This is a genomic window from Demequina lignilytica (assembly GCF_030418305.1).
GTDB classification, from domain to species: domain Bacteria; phylum Actinomycetota; class Actinomycetes; order Actinomycetales; family Demequinaceae; genus Demequina; species Demequina lignilytica.
Window position 1 is genome coordinate 212602 of the sequence record NZ_JAUHPX010000004.1, and the last position, 16464, is coordinate 229065.

Sequence of the window (16464 nt, forward strand, 5' to 3'; positions counted from 1 at the left end):
CGACGCATCGCGTCGGGGCCTTCTCTCTGCGCCGGCTGGCAGACCGGCGGGATCAGCCGAAGCGGCCGGAGATGTAGTCCTCGGTCGCCTTCTCGGACGGCGTGGAGAACATGGTCGGGGTGTCGTTCATCTCGATGAGCTTGCCGGGCTTGCCCGTGCCGGCGATGTTGAAGAACGCCGTCTTGTCGGACACGCGCGCGGCCTGCTGCATGTTGTGGGTGACGATCACGATCGTGTAGTCGTTCTTGAGCTCCTGGATGAGGTCCTCGATCGCGAGGGTCGAGATGGGGTCCAGGGCCGAGCAGGGCTCGTCCATGAGGAGCACGTCGGGCTTGATGGCGATCGCGCGGGCGATGCAGAGGCGCTGCTGCTGGCCGCCGGACAGGGACGAGCCCGGCTTGTCGAGGCGGTCCTTGACCTCCTCCCAGAGGTTGGCGCCGCGCAGCGAGCCCTCGACCAGGTCCTCGGCGTCCGACTTCGAGATGCGCTTGTTGTTGAGCTTGACGCCCGCGAGCACGTTCTCCGCGATCGACATGGTGGGGAACGGGTTGGGGCGCTGGAACACCATGCCGATGTGGCGGCGCACCGCGACCGGGTCCACGCCGGAGCCGTAGAGGTCCACGCCGTCCATCAGCACCTCGCCCTCGACGCGGGCGCCGGGGATGACCTCGTGCATGCGGTTGAGGGTGCGGAGGAAGGTGGACTTGCCGCAGCCGGACGGGCCGATGAAGGCGGTCACGGCCTTGGGCTCGATCGCGAGCGACACGTCCTCGACGGCCAGGAAGTTGCCGTAGAAGACGTTCAGGTTGTTGACGTCGATGCGCTTGGTCACTATCGGTCCTTTACCGGCCGGTCTTGGGGGAGAAGTATCGGGAGATGAGGCGCGCGATCAGGTTCAGCGCCATGACGATCAGGATCAGCACCAGGGCGGCGGCCCACGCGCGGTACTCGGTGATCTCGCCCACGCAGGGGATCCCCGGGTCGTTGCACGGCTGCACGCCCTTGCGCCACTCGGACACGATGTACACCGGCAGCGACATCATGCGACCGTCGAACAGGTTGAAGTTCATGGAGTCCGCGACGCCCACCGCGATCAGCAGCGGGGCGGTCTCGCCGATCACGCGCGCGATCGCCAGCGTCACGCCGGTGGTGATGCCCGCGATCGCGGTGCGCAGCACCACCTTGAGGATGGTCAGCCACTTGGGCACGCCGAGCGCGTAGGAGGCCTCGCGGAGCTCGTTCGGCACCAGGCGCAGCATCTCCTCGGAGGAGCGCACGACGACCGGGATCATGAGCACGGACAGCGCGACCGCACCGACCATGCCGGTCTTGGTGCCGGGCCCGATGATGAGCGCGAACACCGCGTACGCGAACAGACCGGCGACGATCGAGGGGATGCCCGTCATCACGTCGACGAAGAAGGTGACGGCCTTCTTGAGCCAGCCCTTGCCGTACTCGACCAGGTAGATCGAGGTGAGCAGACCGATCGGGACCGAGATGACGGTCGCCGCGATCGTGATGAGCAGCGTGCCCCAGATCGCGTGCAGGATGCCACCCTCGGGCATGCCGCCGAAGACGCCGCGCATGGACTGCTGCAGGAAGTCGAGGTTGAAGTTCGCCTCGCCGTTCGCGTCGACCATGAACCGGTCGATGCCGCGGGTGATCACGGTGACCGTGAGCCACACGAGCGGGATGACCGCGATCAGGAAGGCGAGGTAGACCAGGACGGTCATGCCGCCGTTGGAGAACCGGCGGCGGGTGCTCAGGGTGCCGAGCGCGGCGGCGGTGTCGGTGGTGGCCATGTCAGTTGGCTCCCGAGAACTCGGCCCGGCGCGCCACGATCCAGCGGGCGAGCATGTTGACCAGCAGGGTGATGATGAACAGCGCGAGGCCCAGCGCGATCAGGGCGGACACGCCCTGGGTGTTCGCCTCCGGGAACTGGCCCGCGATGAACGATGCGATGGTGTTGTGGCTCGCGGCGTTGAAGAGGCCGAACGAGTAGCTCAGGCCCACCGAGAGGATCATGTAGACCGCCATGGTCTCGCCGAGCGCGCGGCCCAGGCCGAGCATCGTCGCGCCGATCATGCCCGAGCGCGCGAAGGGGAAGACCGCCATGCGGATCATCTCCCAGCGGGTGGCACCCATGGCGAGGGCGGCCTCCTCGTGCAGCTTGGGCGTCTGGAGGAACACCTCGCGGGTGACGGCGGTGATGATCGGGACCACCATGATCGCGAGGACGATGCCCGCGGACATGGCCACGCGGCCCGTCGAGGAGATGGTGCCGTCGGCGGCCGGGGCGAACAGCGGGATCCAGCCGAAGTAGGTGCTGATCCACTCGTAGGCGGGCTGGAGCACCGGGATCACGACGATCGCACCCCAGAGTCCGTAGACCACCGAGGGGATCGCGGCGAGCAGGTCGATCATGTAGCCCAGGCCCTGCGCCAGCTTGCGCGGCGCGAAGTGGGAGATGAAGAGCGCGATGCCGATCGACAGCGGCGTCGCGATGAGCAGGGCGACCGCGGAGATCAGCACGGTGCCGAAGACCAGGAAGCCGGCGAGCTCGATGAGGCTCTGGCCCTCGTCGGGCCGGACCCAGGAGATCTTGGCGGCGACCTCGCCGGAGGTGTCGGTGAGCGCCGGCCACGCCTCGACGAGCAGGAACGTCGCGACGGCGGCCAGGGTCACCAGGATCAGCGTGGCGGCGGTGGCCGACAGGCCGAAGAAGACCTTGTTCGCCGCACGCTCGGTGTGCGCCGTCAGGGGGGTGCCGGCCGCGGTGACCGCGGTGGGCTTGTCAGTGGTGGTCACGCTCTACTCTCCGTGGAGGCTCCGTGGGAGGCGGACAGACAGGTGGTGGACTCATCCTCGCGGACGAGCCCACCACCGGTCCAATCCAATGCTGCTTACGCCGCCGCGATCTCGTCGAGGATCGCGGTGATCTTCGCGGACAGGTCCGCGGAGATCGGCGAGGAGCCGGCGGCCGAGGCCGACTGCGCCTGACCCTCCTCCGAGGCGACGTACTTGAGGAAGCCGGTCACCAGGGCGGCCTCGGTCGCGTCGTCGTACTGCTGGCAGACGATGTGGTACGAGACCAGGACCAGCGGGTAGGCGCCCGCGGCGGTCGTGGTGCGGTCGAGGTGGATCGCGAGGTCGTTCTCACCGCTGGTGTAGTCCGCGGCCGGCGAGGCGTCCACGACGGCGGCGGCGGCCTCGGCGGAGAACGGCACGTACTCCTCGCCGACCTTCAGCGCGACGGTGCCGAGGTCGCCGGCACGCGAGGCGTCGGCGTAGCCGATGGTGCCCGCGTTGTCCTGGACGATCTGCACGAGGGCCGAGGTGCCCTGGCCCGACTCGCCCGCGGCACCCATCCAGTCACCGGAGGCCTCCTGGCCCCACGTGGTGGAGGCGGCGGCGAGGTACTCGGTGAAGTTCTCGGTGGTGCCCGACTCGTCGGCACGGTGGACGATGGTGATCGCGCTGTCGGGCAGCTCGACGCCCTCGTTCTGCGACGCGATCGCGTCGTCCGACCAGTTGGTGATCGTGCCGTTGAAGATGTCCGCGATGGTGTCCGCGTCCATGTTCAGCGAGTCGATGCCGTCGAGGTTGAAGATGACCGCGATGGGCGAGATGTACATCGGCAGGTGGATCGCGCCGGACTCGCCGTCGCAGCGGGCGATGGAGAGGTCGTACTCCTCCTCGTCCATCTGGGCGTCCGAGCCGGCGAACGAGGTCGCGCCGTCGAGGAACTGGGTGCGGCCACCGCCCGAGCCGACCGGGTCGTAGTTGACGGTCACGTCGGGGTTCGCGGACTGGAACCCGGCGCGCCAGGCCTCCATCGCGGACTCCTGCGACGAGGCGCCGGCGCCGTTCAGCGAGCCCGAGAGCTCCATGGCGGTGTCGGTGGTCTCCGTGGCCGACGACTCGGTGTCGGTCGAGCCCTCGTTCGAGGCGGAGCAGGCGGCAAGCGCAAACGTCAGCGCGGTGGCGGTCAGCACCGCACCGGTGCGAGCAGCGATCTTCACGTTCAGTTTCCTCACAAGTTGGGAGTGCCCGGCGTGCTGCCGGATGACCACCAAGGTAAGGAGCGAAGGTAACGGCGCCCGGGGCGGATTCTGAATGGAAGATGAACATCCGGTGAACTGCCCGGCGCCGTGATCGAAACGTGACGATCCTGCCCCCCTGCACCGCCGCATCGTCCCTCCGGACGGGTGCGTCAGGCCTCGAACGTGTAGCCCACCCCGCGCACGGTCTGGATGAGCACGGGCTGCGACGGGTCAGCCTCGACCCGCGAGCGGATGCGCTTGATGTGGACGTCGAGGGTCTTGGTGTCGCCGAAGTAGTCGGCGCCCCACACGCGGTCGATGATCACCTGGCGCGGCAGCACGCGGCCGGCGTTCTGCGCGAGTAGGTGCAGCAGCGCGAACTCCTTGGGCGGCAGGGAGATGGTCTCGCCGTCCTTCGTCAGGTGCAGGCGCTCGGGGTCGAGGGTGATGCCGGCGAGGGTGAGGCGTTCCGGCTCGTCGATCACCTCGCGCTGGCCCGACGCGACGCGGCGCAGCACGTTGCGGATGCGCGCGACCAGCTCGCGGCCGGAGTACGGCTTGGTGACGTAGTCGTCGGCGCCCAGCTCGAGGCCGATGATCCGGTCGACCGGGTCGTCCTTCGCGGTGACCATGATGACGGGCACGTCCGAGCGCTCGCGGATCGCCTTGTAGACCTCGGGTCCGGGCAGCCCGGGCAGCATGAGGTCGAGCAGCACCAGGTCGGCGCCGTCGCGGGCGAACGCCTCGACGCCCTTGGGTCCGGTCTCCGCGAGCCCGACGGCGAACCCCTCGCGCTCGAGCAGGAACTGGAGGGAGTCGCGGTACGACTCCTCGTCCTCGATCACGAGGATCCTCGCCTCCGACATCTACCCCTCCTGAAGAACGTTGAGCTTGAGCGTGAACGTGGAGCCGACGCCCTGCTCGGACCACAGGCCCACCGAGCCGGCGTGCTGGAGCGCCACGTGCTTGACGATGCTGAGGCCCAGGCCGGTGCCGCCGGTGTCGCGGGAGCGGGCCGGGTCGGCGCGGTAGAAGCGCTCGAAGATGCGCTCCTGGTCCTTGGGGTCGATGCCGATCCCGTGGTCGACCACGGAGATCGAGGCGACGCCGTCCTTCGCGCCGAGCGCGACGGCCACCTCGCGCCCGGGGTCGGAGTACTGGACGGCGTTGTCGATCAGGTTGCGCAGCGCCATCACCAGCAGGTCGCGGTCGCCCATGATCTCGGGCCGCGCCTTGAGGTCGGGGACGATGCGGATGTCGCGGGCGTCGGCGCCCAGGCGGGCGGCCTCGATCGCCTCGTGGACCACGCCGTCGAGCTGGAGGCGCTCGTGCTCCGCGATGGAGCCGCCGCCCTGAAGCCGGGTGATCTCGATGATCTCCTGGATGAGCTTGGTGAGGCGGCGGGCCTCCTTGCGCATCTTCTTGGCGAACTTGCGGACCATCACCGGGTCGTCCGCGCCCTCCTCGATGGTCTCCGCGAGCAGGCTGAGCGCGCCGATCGGGGTCTTCAGCTCGTGCGAGACGTTGACGGCGAACTCGCGGCGGGACTGCTCGGCGGCGCGCGCCTCGGTGTGGTCGTTCGCGACCGCGAGGCACAGCTCGTCGTCGAGCGGGGTCACGCGCACGTGGACGAAGGAGGTGCTGCCGAGCACGCCGCGCTGGACCGCGACCTCGTCCTCGACCGGCTCGTCCCTCCTCCACGCCTCCTCCGCGAGATCCGCGACGTCGGAGTGGAGCTTGCCGTCCAGCCGGGCGATGCCGAGCGCGACCGCCGGCGAGTTCGCGAACGCCGAGCGCCGGTCGCGGCGCACCACCACGGCCCCCGACTGGAGGATGGACATCAGCTGGCGGGTGCGGTGCGGCACCAGGGTCGCCGCGACGGTCAGCCGGTGCCGCCTGCGCAGGCCGAGAAGCGCGACCACGGCGGCCCCGACCAGGGCGCCGACGGCGGCGGCCAGCCACAGGTCGGGAGTCATGGCCACACAGTATCCACGCGCGTCGGAGTTCACCCAATGTTCAAACGGGTCACCGATTGTTCACCGTCGGTCGGGGCGGAAGCGTCCGGGATGCCCCTGGTTGGTGCCAGACTTGGAGGGCACAGCAGAAGGAGAGCCATGCGCACCCTGTTCAACGCCGAGATGGCGGACCTCGCCCAGGACCTGATCGCGATGGCGCGTCACGTCGAGACCGCCATCACCAAGACCGCGGACGCCATCCTCACCGGCGACCTCGAGCTCGCCCAGTCCGTGATCGCGGACGACGCGAAGCTCGACGAGCTCGAGGACATCGTCGACGAGCGCTGCGTCCTGCTCATCGCGCAGCAGCAGCCCGTGGGCCTCGACCTCCGCACCATCATCAGCTCGCTGCGGATCTCCGCGTCGCTCGAGCGGATGGGCGACCTCGCCGAGCACATCGCGAAGGACGCCCGTCGCGCGTACCCGAACTCCGCGATCCCGGACTCGCACCGCCAGATCATCGAGGACATGTGCGCGGCCGCCAAGGAGGCCGCCGGCGAGGTGGTCAAGCTGCTCGAGAACCGCGACCTCAACGTGGCCGCGGCGATCGTGGAGGACGACGACCGCCTCGACGACCTGCACGAGGCCGCCTACCAGGGCCTCGTCGCGGAGGGCTACGCGGGCACGCCTCAGGAGACCCTGGACGTCGCGCTGCTCGCCCGCTACTTCGAGCGCTTCGGCGACCACGCGGTGGGCATCTCCCGCCGCATCGTCTACCTGGTCACCGGCGACCACTCGGGCGACCGCGCCAAGATCTGAGAGCCCGCGGCGGGCGACGCGCTCTGGGGGGAGTCGCGCGCAGGCCGCTCCGGCCGCGCCTCGTCATCGGGCGGCGGCCACGGGCCCCGCACCCCGCCAGGGGTGCGGGGCCCCTCTCTTTCTCCCCCGCCCCGCCCCAGCCCCCCGCGCCCCCGGCCTCCCTGCCCCCGAACCCGCTGCGGGGAGGTCATGGCCCTTCCCCACGCATCGTCACCTCCTGCGGGGAGCTCAATGCCCCCGGGCATGCGACAGGGCCCCCGCCTCCGTCGGGAGGCGAGGGCCCTGCGCGTGGCAGCCGGTCCGGGCTGCTACTTCTTCTTGCCCTGGTTGGCGACGGCCTGGATGGCGGCCGCGGCGGCCTCCGGGTCCAGGTACGTGCCGCCGGGGTTGGTCGGCTTCAGGGTCTCCTCGTCGAGGTGGTACACCAGCGGGATGCCCGTGGGGATGTTGACGCCCACGATCGCGTCGTCCGCGACGTCGTCGAGGTGCTTCACGATCGCGCGCAGCGAGTTGCCGTGCGCCGCGACCATGACGGTCTTGCCGGCCTTGAGATCCGGGACCACCTCGGACTCCCAGTACGGCAGTGCGCGCTCGAGGACGTCCTTGAGGCACTCCGTCTTGGGGATCGGCTCGCCGGCGTAGCGCGGGTCGCCCTCCTGCGTCCAGGTGTTGTCGGCGCTGATCTCCGGCGGCGGCACGTCGTAGGAACGGCGCCAGATCATGAACTTCTCCTCGCCGAACTGCTCGAGGGTCTCGGCCTTGTTCTTGCCCTGGAGGTCGCCGTAGTGACGCTCGTTGAGGCGCCAGTTGCGCTTGACCGGGATCCAGTGACGGTCCGCCGCGTCGAGCGCGAGGTTCGCGGTCATGATCGCGCGACGCAGCAGCGAGGTGTGCAGCACGTCGGGGAGGATGCCCTCCTCCTTGAGCAGCTCGCCGCCGCGCTTGGCCTCGCCCCAGCCCTTCTCGTTGAGCGGGACATCCACCCAGCCCGTGAAGAGGTTCTTCTCGTTCCACTCGCTCTCGCCGTGGCGGAGCAGGATCAGTGTGTAGGTCATGGCGTCAGCCTAGCCGCGACCGCCGGGGGCGCGCTGGACCGAGGTCCCGGCCGTCACCGGTCATGCGCCCGCTTGCCCGACGTCGCCCGCGTCCCCCGCGGCCCACCCGAAATGGACGATCGGTGCGCGAAACCGCCGGGTTCCGTGCACTCAGGCTCCATCTCACGGCACGGCCGCGATCAGACGGCCGCGACGCAGGCCGGGCTGACCACCTCGGCGGCGGCGTGCGGCAGGTCGATCACGTCGCCGATCCCGCTCTCCGGCCGCAGCGCGAAGACGTCGGTCATCGCGAACGCCCGGACCTCGTGGCCGCGCTCGGCCCCGACGATCAACCGGTCGCCCAGCACCGCGAAGAACCGCGGCCACTCCCCCGCGTCGATCGCCGCGCGGTAGGTCAGCTCGCCCTCGGGCGCGATGTCGAACACGCTCACGACGTCCGCGCCGCGCACGCTCACCAGCAGGACCTCGCCGTGGGGCCCGTCCGCGAGCGCGAGGTGGGAGTCCTGCAGCTCGGCGCTCCGCGGCGGGGCGAGGGTGGAGGGCGCCTCAGCGATCACCTCGGCGGTGGCGGACGTCGGGTCCCAGCGCAGCGTCCGCACCAGGTGGTCGAGCTCGCAGGTGACGTAGATCAGCCCGCCGCGGACCACCGCGTGGCGCGGGCCGGCGCCTGGCGGCAGGGTCGCCGCGATCCCGTCGGGCTCGAGCAGCCCGTCGGAGCCGATCCGGTAGCGGCGCAGCTCATCCGTGCCCAGGTCGCAGACCAGCAGGTGGGCGCCGCCGGGGGCGATCAGCGACGAGTGGGCGTGCGGGCCCTGCTGACGATCGGCGTTCGGGCCCGAGCCGGCATGCCCGAGGAGCTGGGCCGGGGCCGCATCCGCGGGCAGGCCGTCCCCGCTCAGGCGCACGACGGCCACATCGCCGCTGGAGTAGTGGCTCACGTACAGCGTGCGGGCGTCGGGCGCGAGGAGCAGGTGGCAGGCGTCGGCGCCGCCGGTCGGGACGGAGGCGACGATGCGCGGCGCGGGCGGACGCGACACGTCGAGCACGGTGAGCGCCGAGTCAGGCAGCTCGCTTGCGACGTAGACGAGCGGCAGCTCCGGGTGGGCGAGCACGTACGACGGCGCGGGCAGCTCGGCGACCTGGACGGCTCCGGCGAGGCCGGCATCGTCCTGGATCCACAGGCCCTCGCCGAGCCCGGCGGGCGTGCCGAGGCCCGCCGCGGGGTACGTGCCCCAGAGGAGGGTCACCGGGCGTCGAAGGCCTCGCGGACCTTCGCAGGGATGCGCCCGCGCTCGGGCACGTCGACGCCGTTGGCCTTGGCCCAGGCGCGGATCTCGGCGGCGTCGGAGGCCTTCGCGGCCCTGGACTCCGCGCGGCGGGCACGCGAGGCGGGCTTGCGCGCATTCATGCGACGACCTGCGGAGATCCACGGCGCGACCGCATCGCGGAATTCCTTCGCGTGGGTCGAATTCAGATCGATCTCGTACGACGTGCCATCGAGAGAGAAAGCGATGGTCTCGTCGGCCGTGCTGCCGTCGATGTCATCGACCAGCACTACCTGCACCTTCTGTGCCACGAGCGGTCCTTTCGGTCGGGGGGAACCGAGATAACAGTTCCACGCGGAAAGGCGCGCGTCAATTGTCCGCGATTATCGGCACAGAATGTCCCGCCGGGGGGAATTCCGGTCCGATATTCAGGACTGAATGTCCCGGGGGGCGTCAGCGGAGTTCTCGGCCGACGAATTCCGGGCGGATTCCGCGCCCGCGGCACCCCCCGCATCGTCCTGCTCCGCGGCCTCGGCCGCGTCCTGCTCGGCCTCCATCCGGGCCAGCGCGGCGCGCTCGTTGCGGTCGGCGCGGATGACCGAGCGGATCGCGAACCAGAAGATCAGCCCCACCCCGATGGACGGGATGATGCCGACCAGCACCGCCTGCCACGTGGGCATCTCAGTCCTCCTGCGGCTTCACCAGGGGGAACAGGATGGTCTCGCGGATGCCCAGGCCGGTCAGCGCCATGAGCAGGCGGTCGATGCCCATGCCCATGCCGCCGCTCGGGGGCATCGCGTGCTCCATCGCGGTGAGGAAGTCCTCGTCGAGACGCATGGCCTCGTCGTCGCCCTGCGCCGCCATGCGCGCCTGCTGCTCGAACCGCTCGCGCTGGATGACCGGGTCGACCAGCTCGGAGTAGCCCGTCGCGAGCTCGAAGCCGCGGACGTACAGGTCCCACTTCTCGACGATCCCGTCGATCGAGCGGTGGTCGCGCGTCAGCGGCGAGGTCTCGACCGGGAAGTCGCGGACGAACGTGGGCGCCGTCAGGGTGTCGCCGACGTGGTGCTCCCACAGCTCCTCGACCAGCTTGCCGTGGTTGACGCGCTTGGGGTCCACCTTGAGTCCGGCCTTGTCGCAGAGCATCTCGAGGTGCTCGACGGGGGTGGTCGGCGTGATCTCCTCGCCGATCGCCTCCGACAGCGAGCCGTACATGGTGAGGTGAGCCCACTCGCCGCCGAGGTCGTACTCGGTGCCGTCGGCCAGCGTGACCACCTGGGTGCCGAACACGTCCTGCGCCGCACCCTGGACCAGGTCCTGCGTGAGCCGGCCGATGGTGGAGTAGTCGCCGTACGCCTCGTACGCCTCGAGCATCGAGAACTCGGGCGAGTGCGAGGAGTCCGCGCCCTCGTTGCGGAAGTTGCGGTTGATCTCGAAGACCTTCTCGATGCCGCCGACCGCCGCGCGCTTGAGGAACAGCTCGGGCGCGATGCGCATGTAGAGGTCGATGTCGTAGGCGTTCATGTGGGTGATGAACGGGCGGGCCGCGGCGCCGCCGGGCTGGGTCTGCAGCATCGGCGTCTCGACCTCGATGAAGCCGCGGGAGTGCAGGCTGTCGCGCAGGCTGCGCACCATGGTCGCGCGGTGGCGGACCGTGTCGCGCGCGAGCGGGCGGGCGATCAGGTCGACGTAGCGCTGGCGGACGCGCGACTCCTCGGACAGCTCCTTGTGCAGCACCGGCAGCGGGCGCAGCGCCTTGGAGGCGATGGCCCACTCGGTGGCGAACACCGAGACCTCGCCGCGGCGCGACTTGATCGCGCGGCCCTTGGCGAACAGGTGGTCGCCCAGGTCGACGTCGGCCTTGAAGGCCGCGAGGGAGTCCTCGCCCACCTCGGCGAGGCTCAGCATGATCTGCAGGCGCTCGCCGGTGCCGTCCTGGATGGACGCGAAGCAGAGCTTGCCGGTGTTGCGGATGAACACCACGCGACCGGCGACGCCGACCACGTCCTGGGTCTCCTCGCCGTCCTCGAGACCCGTGTAGGCCGCCTTGACGTCCGCGATCTCGTGGGTGCGGTCGACGGAGACGGGGTACGCCTCGCCGCCGTCCGCGATGATGCGGTCGCGCTTCTCGCGGCGCACGCGCATCTGCTCGGGAACGTCGGACTCGTGGATCTCGGGGGTCTCGCTCACGCGGAGAAGTCTAACGGCGCTCGTACGGGACCGGCCCCTCGCCCCCACCACCCCCGCCGGGACACTCAGTCCTCATTCTGCAGACACAACCTGGCTGCCGGGCCAGTCAGTCCTCTTCGGGCGCCGCGGCCTTCCCGACGCGGCCGAGCGCGCGATGAGGACTCAGCGTCCCGGGAGAGCCAGATCAGCCCAGAAATGAGGACTGAGTGTCCCGACAGGCGGGGTGGGGGCGGCGGCTGAGGTGGGGGGCGGGGCGACGATGCGCGGGGTCAGCCCAGATCGAGACCCAGGTCCACGATCGGGCTCGAGTGGGTCAGCGCCCCGACCGACATGAAGTCCACGCCCGTCGCGGCCACGTCGCGCACGTTCGCGAGGGTCAGGCCCCCGGTCGCCTCGAGCCACACCTTGCCCGTGCCGCCCGGGCCGTTCTCGCCGGCACGCACGGACGCGACCAGCGCCGCCATCCCCGCGGGCGGCATGTTGTCGATCATGAGGAACCGCGCACCGGCCCCGATCGCCTCGGCCGCCTGCGCGGCGGTCTCCACCTCGACCTGGATGGGAACCTCCGGATAGGCGGCCCGGATCCGCGCGATCGCGCCCGCAACCGAGCCCGCCGCCACGATGTGGTTGTCCTTCACCATCGCGCAGTCGTACAGGCCCATGCGCTTGTTGACGCCGCCGCCCATCCGCACCGCGTACTTCTCGAGCTCCCGCAGCCCGGGCGTGGTCTTGCGGGTGTCGAGCACCCGCGCGCCCGTGCCGGACAGCGCGTCGACCCAGCGGCGGGTGTGGGTCGCCACGCCGGAGGCGCGCGACATGATGTTGAGCAGGGTCCGCTCGGCGATCAGCACCACGTGTCCGGGTCCGGACAGCCGGGCGATCACGGCGCCGGCCGCGAGCCGGTCCCCGTCCGCGGCCTCGAGGGCGACCTCGGGTGACGGCAACCCCAAGCGCGAGGCCACCTGGCGCATCGTCTCCCCCACCGCGTCGATACCAGCGAGGACGCAGCCCTCCCGGGCGGCGACCACCCCGGCGACCTGCGCATCGTCCGGGATCGTGGCCTGGGTGGTGACGTCGCGGCCGGGGAACGGTCCGAGGTCCTCGTCGAGAGAGATGCGGACGACTCGGGCCAGCGCCTCGGGGTCGAGCGGCGCGTCCTGCGGGAGCTCCTCGGGATGGGTCATGGGCCCATTGTGGCAACACGTCCTGTGCCACATATACCCGGGAGGGGTATCCTGAGCACAACGTCACGCCGTACGAAGGAGCCCCCGATGGCAGAGATCCACCTCTCCGCAGAGGACATGGACCCCGTGGTGAAGCGCCTGCGCCGCGCGCACGGCCAGCTCGCCGGGGTCATGAAGATGATCGAGGAGGGTCGCGAGTGCGCCGATGTGGTGACGCAGCTCGCCGCCGTCTCGAAGGCCATCGACCGCGCCGGCTTCACCATGATCGCCGCCGGGCTCGAGCAGTGCGTGCGCTCGGACGAGGACGCCGACGACGCCAAGGAGCGCCTGCAGCGGATGTTCATGTCGCTCGCCTGAGCGGCCTGGGCTAGCCTCGGAAGAGTCCCCGTCGGAATGGTCAGGACCTAGGTCGGAATATACCCCCGGGGGTATCTGTTACTGTGGGTCCATACCTTGATGGAAGGACCCTCACATGCGCATCCTCGTGATCGGTGGAGTCGCCGGCGGCATGAGCGCCGCGGCCCGTGCCCGCAGGCTCGATGAGCACGCGGAGATCATCGTCTTCGAGAAGGGGAAGTACGTCTCCTTCGCCAACTGCGGCCTCCCGTACCACGTGGGCGGCGAGATCGAGCAGGACTCCTACCTGCTGCTGCACACCCCCGACTCGCTGAAGGCGGAGCTGGACCTCGACGTCCGCACCGAGCACGAGGTCATCTCGATCGACCGGGACGCGCAGTCCGTGCTGGTCGCCACCCCGGAGGGCACCGAGACCTTCGAGTACGACGCGCTGGTGCTCTCCCCCGGCGCCGACGCGATCGTGCCCCCGATCGAGGGCATGGACCTGCCCGAGGTCACCCACCTGCGCACCGTCGACCAGGCGCGCTCCCTCGCGGTCCGCGCCGCCGACGCCCGCCGCGCCGTGGTCATGGGCGCCGGCTTCATCGGCCTGGAGACCGCCGAGGCGCTGCGGCACCGCGGCCTCGAGGTGACCGTGGTCGAGCTTGCGCCGCAGGTGCTGCCGCCGCTCGCCCCCGAGATGTCCTCCCTGGTGGAGAAGGAGCTGCGCGCCCACGGCGTGGACGTGCGCACCGGCGTGGCCGCCGTTGGCGTGGTGAAGGACCCCGCCCACGAGGGTGTGACCGTGAACCTGGACGACGGCGGCGCGATCGGCGCCGACATCGTCGTGGTGTCGGTCGGCGTGCGCCCGTCGTCCGCCCTCGCGAGCGAGGCCGGCCTCGAGGTCGACGGGCGCGGCGCGATCGTGGTCGACGACCAGCAGCGCACCACCGACCCGCACATCTGGGCCGCCGGCGATGCGATCGCCGTCCGCCACGGCGTCACCGGCCAGGTGGGTCCCGTCCCGCTCGCGGGCCCCGCGAACCGCCAGGGCCGTCGCGCCGCGGACTCGATCATGGGCCGCATCGACAAGGCGCAGCCGGTGCTCGGCACCGCGATCGTCCGCGTGTTCGGCGAGACCGCCGCGATGACCGGCGCCTCCCCGCGCATGCTCGACATGGCGGGCATCGACTACTTCGTGGTCCACACCCACCCGGCGAACCACGCCGGCTACTACCCCGGCTCGCAGGTGCTGCACCTCATGGGCGTCTTCTCGCCCGAGGGCAAGCTCCTGGGTGCGCAGGCCGTGGGCCCGGACGGCGCCGACAAGCGCATCGACGTTCTCGCCACCGCCCTGCGCGCGGGCATGGACGCCGACGACATCGCCGAGCTCGAGCTCGCCTACGCCCCGCCGTTCGGCTCCGCGAAGGACCCGGTCAATATGCTCGGCTTCCTCGCGCAGAACGTGGTCAACGGCACCACCCGCACGTGGTCGGCGAAGGACCTGGAGTGGGCCCGCGACAGCGCGCTGATCCTCGACGTCCGCTCGGAGCGCGAGTACGCCATGGGCCACCTGCCCGAGGCGCTCAACCTTCCGCACACCCACATCCGTGAGTACATCGAGGGCGTCAAGCAGATCGCGGCGGGCCGCCCGGTCCGCGTGCTGTGCGCCTCCGGCGTGCGCTCCTACTACGCGCACCGCGTGCTGGCGCAGCACGGCCTGGACTCCGCGACGCTCGACGGCGGCATGTTCACGCTGGTCGAGTCGGTGCCCGGCCTCGAGCTGGTGCACGGCACGGCGCAGCCGGCGAACGCCTGAGGCGTTCGACCGCACGGCCCCCGCATCGTCCCGCTGAGGGGACGATGCGGGGGTCGCCTGCGTCCGGGACTAGCCGCCGATCTCCAGCGGCGCCCGCATGAACTCCATCCGCCCGTCCGGGTCGAGCCGCGCCGCGAGGCGCACCGCCCACTCGGGATCGGTCTGCGGGTAGTCGGACCGCTGGTGGCCGCCGCGCGACTCCTCGCGCAGCAGCGCCGCCTCGCAGAGCACGGACGCCGTGGCGACGATGTTGGTCGTCTCCCACTCGGCCGTCTGCGGGACCACGGTCGACACGGGGTCCGTGTGGAAGCGCTGCCGGATGCGCGCGAGGCGCGCCACCGCATCGTCCAACCCGTCGCCGTCGCGCATGGGCCCCGCGCCCTCGTGGGCGATGGCCTGCACCCGCGTCCGCATGGTCGCCGGGACCAGCGCGGAGTCGCCGCGGCGCTCCTCGGGCTCGAGCTGGCGCAGGACGCCGTCGGCGATGAGGGACGATGCGTCGCGCGCCGCGCGGCGTCCGAAGACCGTGCCCTCGAGCAGGGAGTTCGAGGCGAGCCGGTTCGCGCCGTGGACGCCCGTGCAGGCCGCCTCGCCGATCGCGTACAGCCCGCGCTGCGTCGAGCGCCCGTGCAGGTCCGCCATGATGCCGCCCGAGTGGAAGTGCTGCGCGGGGGCGACCGGGATGAGGTCGTGCGCCATGTCGATGCCGTGCTCGGCCAGCGAGGCCCAGATGCTGGGGAAGCGCTGCTCGAGGAACGCGGCGTCGAGGTGGCGGCAGTCGAGGAAGACCGAGTCGGACTCCTCCTCGCGCATCACCTCGACGATGGTCCGGCTCACCACGTCGCGGGGTGCCAGCTCCGCCATCTCGTGCCGTCCGACCATGAAGCGCTCGCCCGCGCCGTTGAGCAGGTAGGCGCCCTCGCCGCGGACGGCCTCGGAGATCAGGGGCAGCTGGCCGCGCGCGTTCGCCCCCTGCCACAGCACGGTCGGGTGGAACTGGACGTACTCGACGTCGGCGACCGCGGCCCCGGCACGCAGCCCGACCGCGAGCCCGTCGCCCGTCGCCGACGCGGGGTTGGTCGAGGAGCGGAACACCTGGCCGATCCCGCCCGTCGCGATGATGACCGCCTTCGCGAGCGCCGCGCCGACGCCGTCGCGCTGCCCCTCGCCGATGATGTGCAGGGTCGCGCCGCAGACCGGGCCGGGCCGCCCCTCCGCGTCGGGCGCGCCGGTCAGCAGGTCGACCACCATGGCGTGCTCGATGACCTCGATGCCCGGGTCGTTGCGGATCGCGTCGAGCTGCTCGATGAGCGCGCGCGAGATCTCGGCGCCGGTCGCGTCGCCGCCGGCGTGGGCGATCCGGTCCCGGTGGTGGCCGCCCTCGCGGGTGAGGGTGAGGTCGCCGTCGGGCCCGAGGTCGAACTGCGTGCCGCGGCGGACCAGCTTGCGGACCGAATGCGGCCCCTCCGTCACCAGCACCCGGACGGCCTCCTCGGAGCACAGGCCGGCGCCGGCGACCAGGGTGTCCTCGAGGTGCTCGTCGGGGGTGTCCTCGGGGTCCATCGCGGCCGCGATGCCGCCCTGGGCCCACACCGTGCTGCCGGAGCTCAGGACGCCTTTGGTGACCAGCAGGACGCGGTCGACCTTCTCCCTCAGGTCCAGCACCGTGGTGAGCCCGGCGATGCCGGAGCCGACCACGATCACGTCGGTCTCGATGGTCCAGCCGGGCTGGGGCGCGGCGAGCTGCCGCACGAACGCAGTCATGAGGTCAGGCTACCCGCGGCGGCTCCTCCAGATT

Annotated in this window: 16 protein-coding genes; 3 read left to right on the top strand and 13 right to left on the bottom strand. The window is 71.0% G+C overall.

What is annotated here, in order from left to right; genetic code table 11:
* Nucleotides 1–52 precede the first annotated feature (52 nt).
* The 6 genes from pstB to QQX10_RS08305 form a co-directional block, all read right to left on the bottom strand.
* Entirely contained in the window at nucleotides 53–832 is a 780-nt protein-coding gene (pstB, locus tag QQX10_RS08280; RefSeq protein WP_301118727.1) for a phosphate ABC transporter ATP-binding protein PstB, read from the bottom strand.
* 10 nt (nucleotides 833–842) lie between these two features.
* On the bottom strand, nucleotides 843–1802 hold the full coding sequence (gene pstA / locus QQX10_RS08285) for a phosphate ABC transporter permease PstA (RefSeq protein WP_301118726.1): 960 nt from the start codon (nucleotides 1800–1802) through the stop codon (nucleotides 843–845).
* Nucleotide 1803: 1 nt separating this feature from the next.
* Nucleotides 1804–2808: a phosphate ABC transporter permease subunit PstC gene (pstC, locus tag QQX10_RS08290; protein ID WP_436968569.1), complete on the bottom strand. Its 1005-nt coding sequence runs from the start codon at nucleotides 2806–2808 to the stop codon at nucleotides 1804–1806.
* A gap of 95 nt (nucleotides 2809–2903) precedes the next feature.
* Entirely contained in the window at nucleotides 2904–4022 is a 1119-nt protein-coding gene (gene pstS / locus QQX10_RS08295; RefSeq protein WP_301118725.1) for a phosphate ABC transporter substrate-binding protein PstS, read from the bottom strand.
* A 191-nt stretch (nucleotides 4023–4213) separates the two neighbouring features.
* Nucleotides 4214–4909, bottom strand: coding sequence for a response regulator transcription factor (locus QQX10_RS08300; protein ID WP_301118724.1), 696 nt, complete (start codon nucleotides 4907–4909; stop codon nucleotides 4214–4216).
* The gene (locus QQX10_RS08305) at nucleotides 4910–6019 is read right to left on the bottom strand and encodes a sensor histidine kinase (RefSeq protein ID WP_301118723.1); all 1110 of its coding nucleotides are present in this window, start codon (nucleotides 6017–6019) and stop codon (nucleotides 4910–4912) included.
* 138 nt (nucleotides 6020–6157) lie between these two features.
* Between QQX10_RS08305 and phoU the strand changes: the two genes are divergently transcribed.
* The gene (gene phoU, locus QQX10_RS08310) at nucleotides 6158–6817 is read left to right on the top strand and encodes a phosphate signaling complex protein PhoU (RefSeq protein ID WP_301118722.1); all 660 of its coding nucleotides are present in this window, start codon (nucleotides 6158–6160) and stop codon (nucleotides 6815–6817) included.
* A gap of 308 nt (nucleotides 6818–7125) precedes the next feature.
* On the opposite strand, the gene QQX10_RS08315 is transcribed toward phoU, so the two are convergent.
* The 6 genes from QQX10_RS08315 to nadC form a co-directional block, all read right to left on the bottom strand.
* The gene (locus QQX10_RS08315) at nucleotides 7126–7872 is read right to left on the bottom strand and encodes a phosphoglyceromutase (protein ID WP_301118721.1); all 747 of its coding nucleotides are present in this window, start codon (nucleotides 7870–7872) and stop codon (nucleotides 7126–7128) included.
* A 179-nt stretch (nucleotides 7873–8051) separates the two neighbouring features.
* On the bottom strand, nucleotides 8052–9119 hold the full coding sequence (locus QQX10_RS08320; RefSeq protein WP_301118720.1) for a lactonase family protein: 1068 nt from the start codon (nucleotides 9117–9119) through the stop codon (nucleotides 8052–8054).
* Nucleotides 9116–9448, bottom strand: coding sequence for a histone-like nucleoid-structuring protein Lsr2 (locus QQX10_RS08325; RefSeq protein ID WP_301118719.1), 333 nt, complete (start codon nucleotides 9446–9448; stop codon nucleotides 9116–9118). The genes QQX10_RS08320 and QQX10_RS08325 overlap by 4 nt, the downstream gene beginning before the upstream one ends.
* A gap of 117 nt (nucleotides 9449–9565) precedes the next feature.
* The gene (locus QQX10_RS08330) at nucleotides 9566–9817 is read right to left on the bottom strand and encodes a hypothetical protein (RefSeq protein ID WP_301118718.1); all 252 of its coding nucleotides are present in this window, start codon (nucleotides 9815–9817) and stop codon (nucleotides 9566–9568) included.
* Nucleotide 9818: 1 nt separating this feature from the next.
* Complete coding sequence (gene lysS / locus QQX10_RS08335) at nucleotides 9819–11282, bottom strand: lysine--tRNA ligase (RefSeq protein ID WP_301118923.1); 1464 nt, start codon at nucleotides 11280–11282, stop codon at nucleotides 9819–9821.
* Nucleotides 11283–11596: 314 nt separating this feature from the next.
* Nucleotides 11597–12511 carry a carboxylating nicotinate-nucleotide diphosphorylase gene (gene nadC / locus QQX10_RS08340; RefSeq protein WP_301118717.1) on the bottom strand — a complete coding sequence of 305 codons (915 nt, stop codon included), beginning with the start codon at nucleotides 12509–12511 and terminating at the stop codon, nucleotides 11597–11599.
* 96 nt (nucleotides 12512–12607) lie between these two features.
* Here nadC and QQX10_RS08345 point away from each other — a divergent pair, with 96 nt between their 5' ends.
* Both QQX10_RS08345 and QQX10_RS08350 read left to right on the top strand, forming a co-directional pair.
* A complete protein-coding gene (locus tag QQX10_RS08345) occupies nucleotides 12608–12868 on the top strand; it encodes a metal-sensitive transcriptional regulator (RefSeq protein ID WP_301118922.1) in 261 nt (86 codons plus the stop codon).
* 115 nt (nucleotides 12869–12983) lie between these two features.
* Nucleotides 12984–14666 carry an FAD-dependent oxidoreductase gene (locus QQX10_RS08350; RefSeq protein ID WP_301118716.1) on the top strand — a complete coding sequence of 561 codons (1683 nt, stop codon included), beginning with the start codon at nucleotides 12984–12986 and terminating at the stop codon, nucleotides 14664–14666.
* Between the two features lie 69 nt (nucleotides 14667–14735).
* Here the strand turns inward: QQX10_RS08350 and QQX10_RS08355 are convergent, their stop codons facing one another.
* Nucleotides 14736–16430 (bottom strand): L-aspartate oxidase, encoded by a 1695-nt coding sequence (locus tag QQX10_RS08355; protein WP_301118715.1) that lies wholly within the window; start codon nucleotides 16428–16430, stop codon nucleotides 14736–14738.
* Nucleotides 16431–16464: the final 34 nt, after the last annotated feature.

Excerpts from the sequence above, each read along its gene's own strand:
- pstA (WP_301118726.1), bottom strand. The coding sequence starts at position 1,802 with ATGGCCACCACCGACACCGCCGCCGCGCTCGGCACCCTGAGCACCCGC.
- QQX10_RS08300 (WP_301118724.1), bottom strand. The coding sequence starts at position 4,909 with ATGTCGGAGGCGAGGATCCTCGTGATCGAGGACGAGGAGTCGTACCGC.
- QQX10_RS08305 (WP_301118723.1), bottom strand. The coding sequence starts at position 6,019 with ATGACTCCCGACCTGTGGCTGGCCGCCGCCGTCGGCGCCCTGGTCGGG.
- phoU (WP_301118722.1), top strand. The coding sequence starts at position 6,158 with ATGCGCACCCTGTTCAACGCCGAGATGGCGGACCTCGCCCAGGACCTG.
- QQX10_RS08315 (WP_301118721.1), bottom strand. The coding sequence starts at position 7,872 with ATGACCTACACACTGATCCTGCTCCGCCACGGCGAGAGCGAGTGGAAC.
- QQX10_RS08330 (WP_301118718.1), bottom strand. The coding sequence starts at position 9,817 with ATGCCCACGTGGCAGGCGGTGCTGGTCGGCATCATCCCGTCCATCGGG.
- lysS (WP_301118923.1), bottom strand. The coding sequence starts at position 11,282 with ATGCGCGTGCGCCGCGAGAAGCGCGACCGCATCATCGCGGACGGCGGC.
- nadC (WP_301118717.1), bottom strand. The coding sequence starts at position 12,511 with ATGACCCATCCCGAGGAGCTCCCGCAGGACGCGCCGCTCGACCCCGAG.
- QQX10_RS08350 (WP_301118716.1), top strand. The coding sequence starts at position 12,984 with ATGCGCATCCTCGTGATCGGTGGAGTCGCCGGCGGCATGAGCGCCGCG.
- QQX10_RS08355 (WP_301118715.1), bottom strand. The coding sequence starts at position 16,430 with ATGACTGCGTTCGTGCGGCAGCTCGCCGCGCCCCAGCCCGGCTGGACC.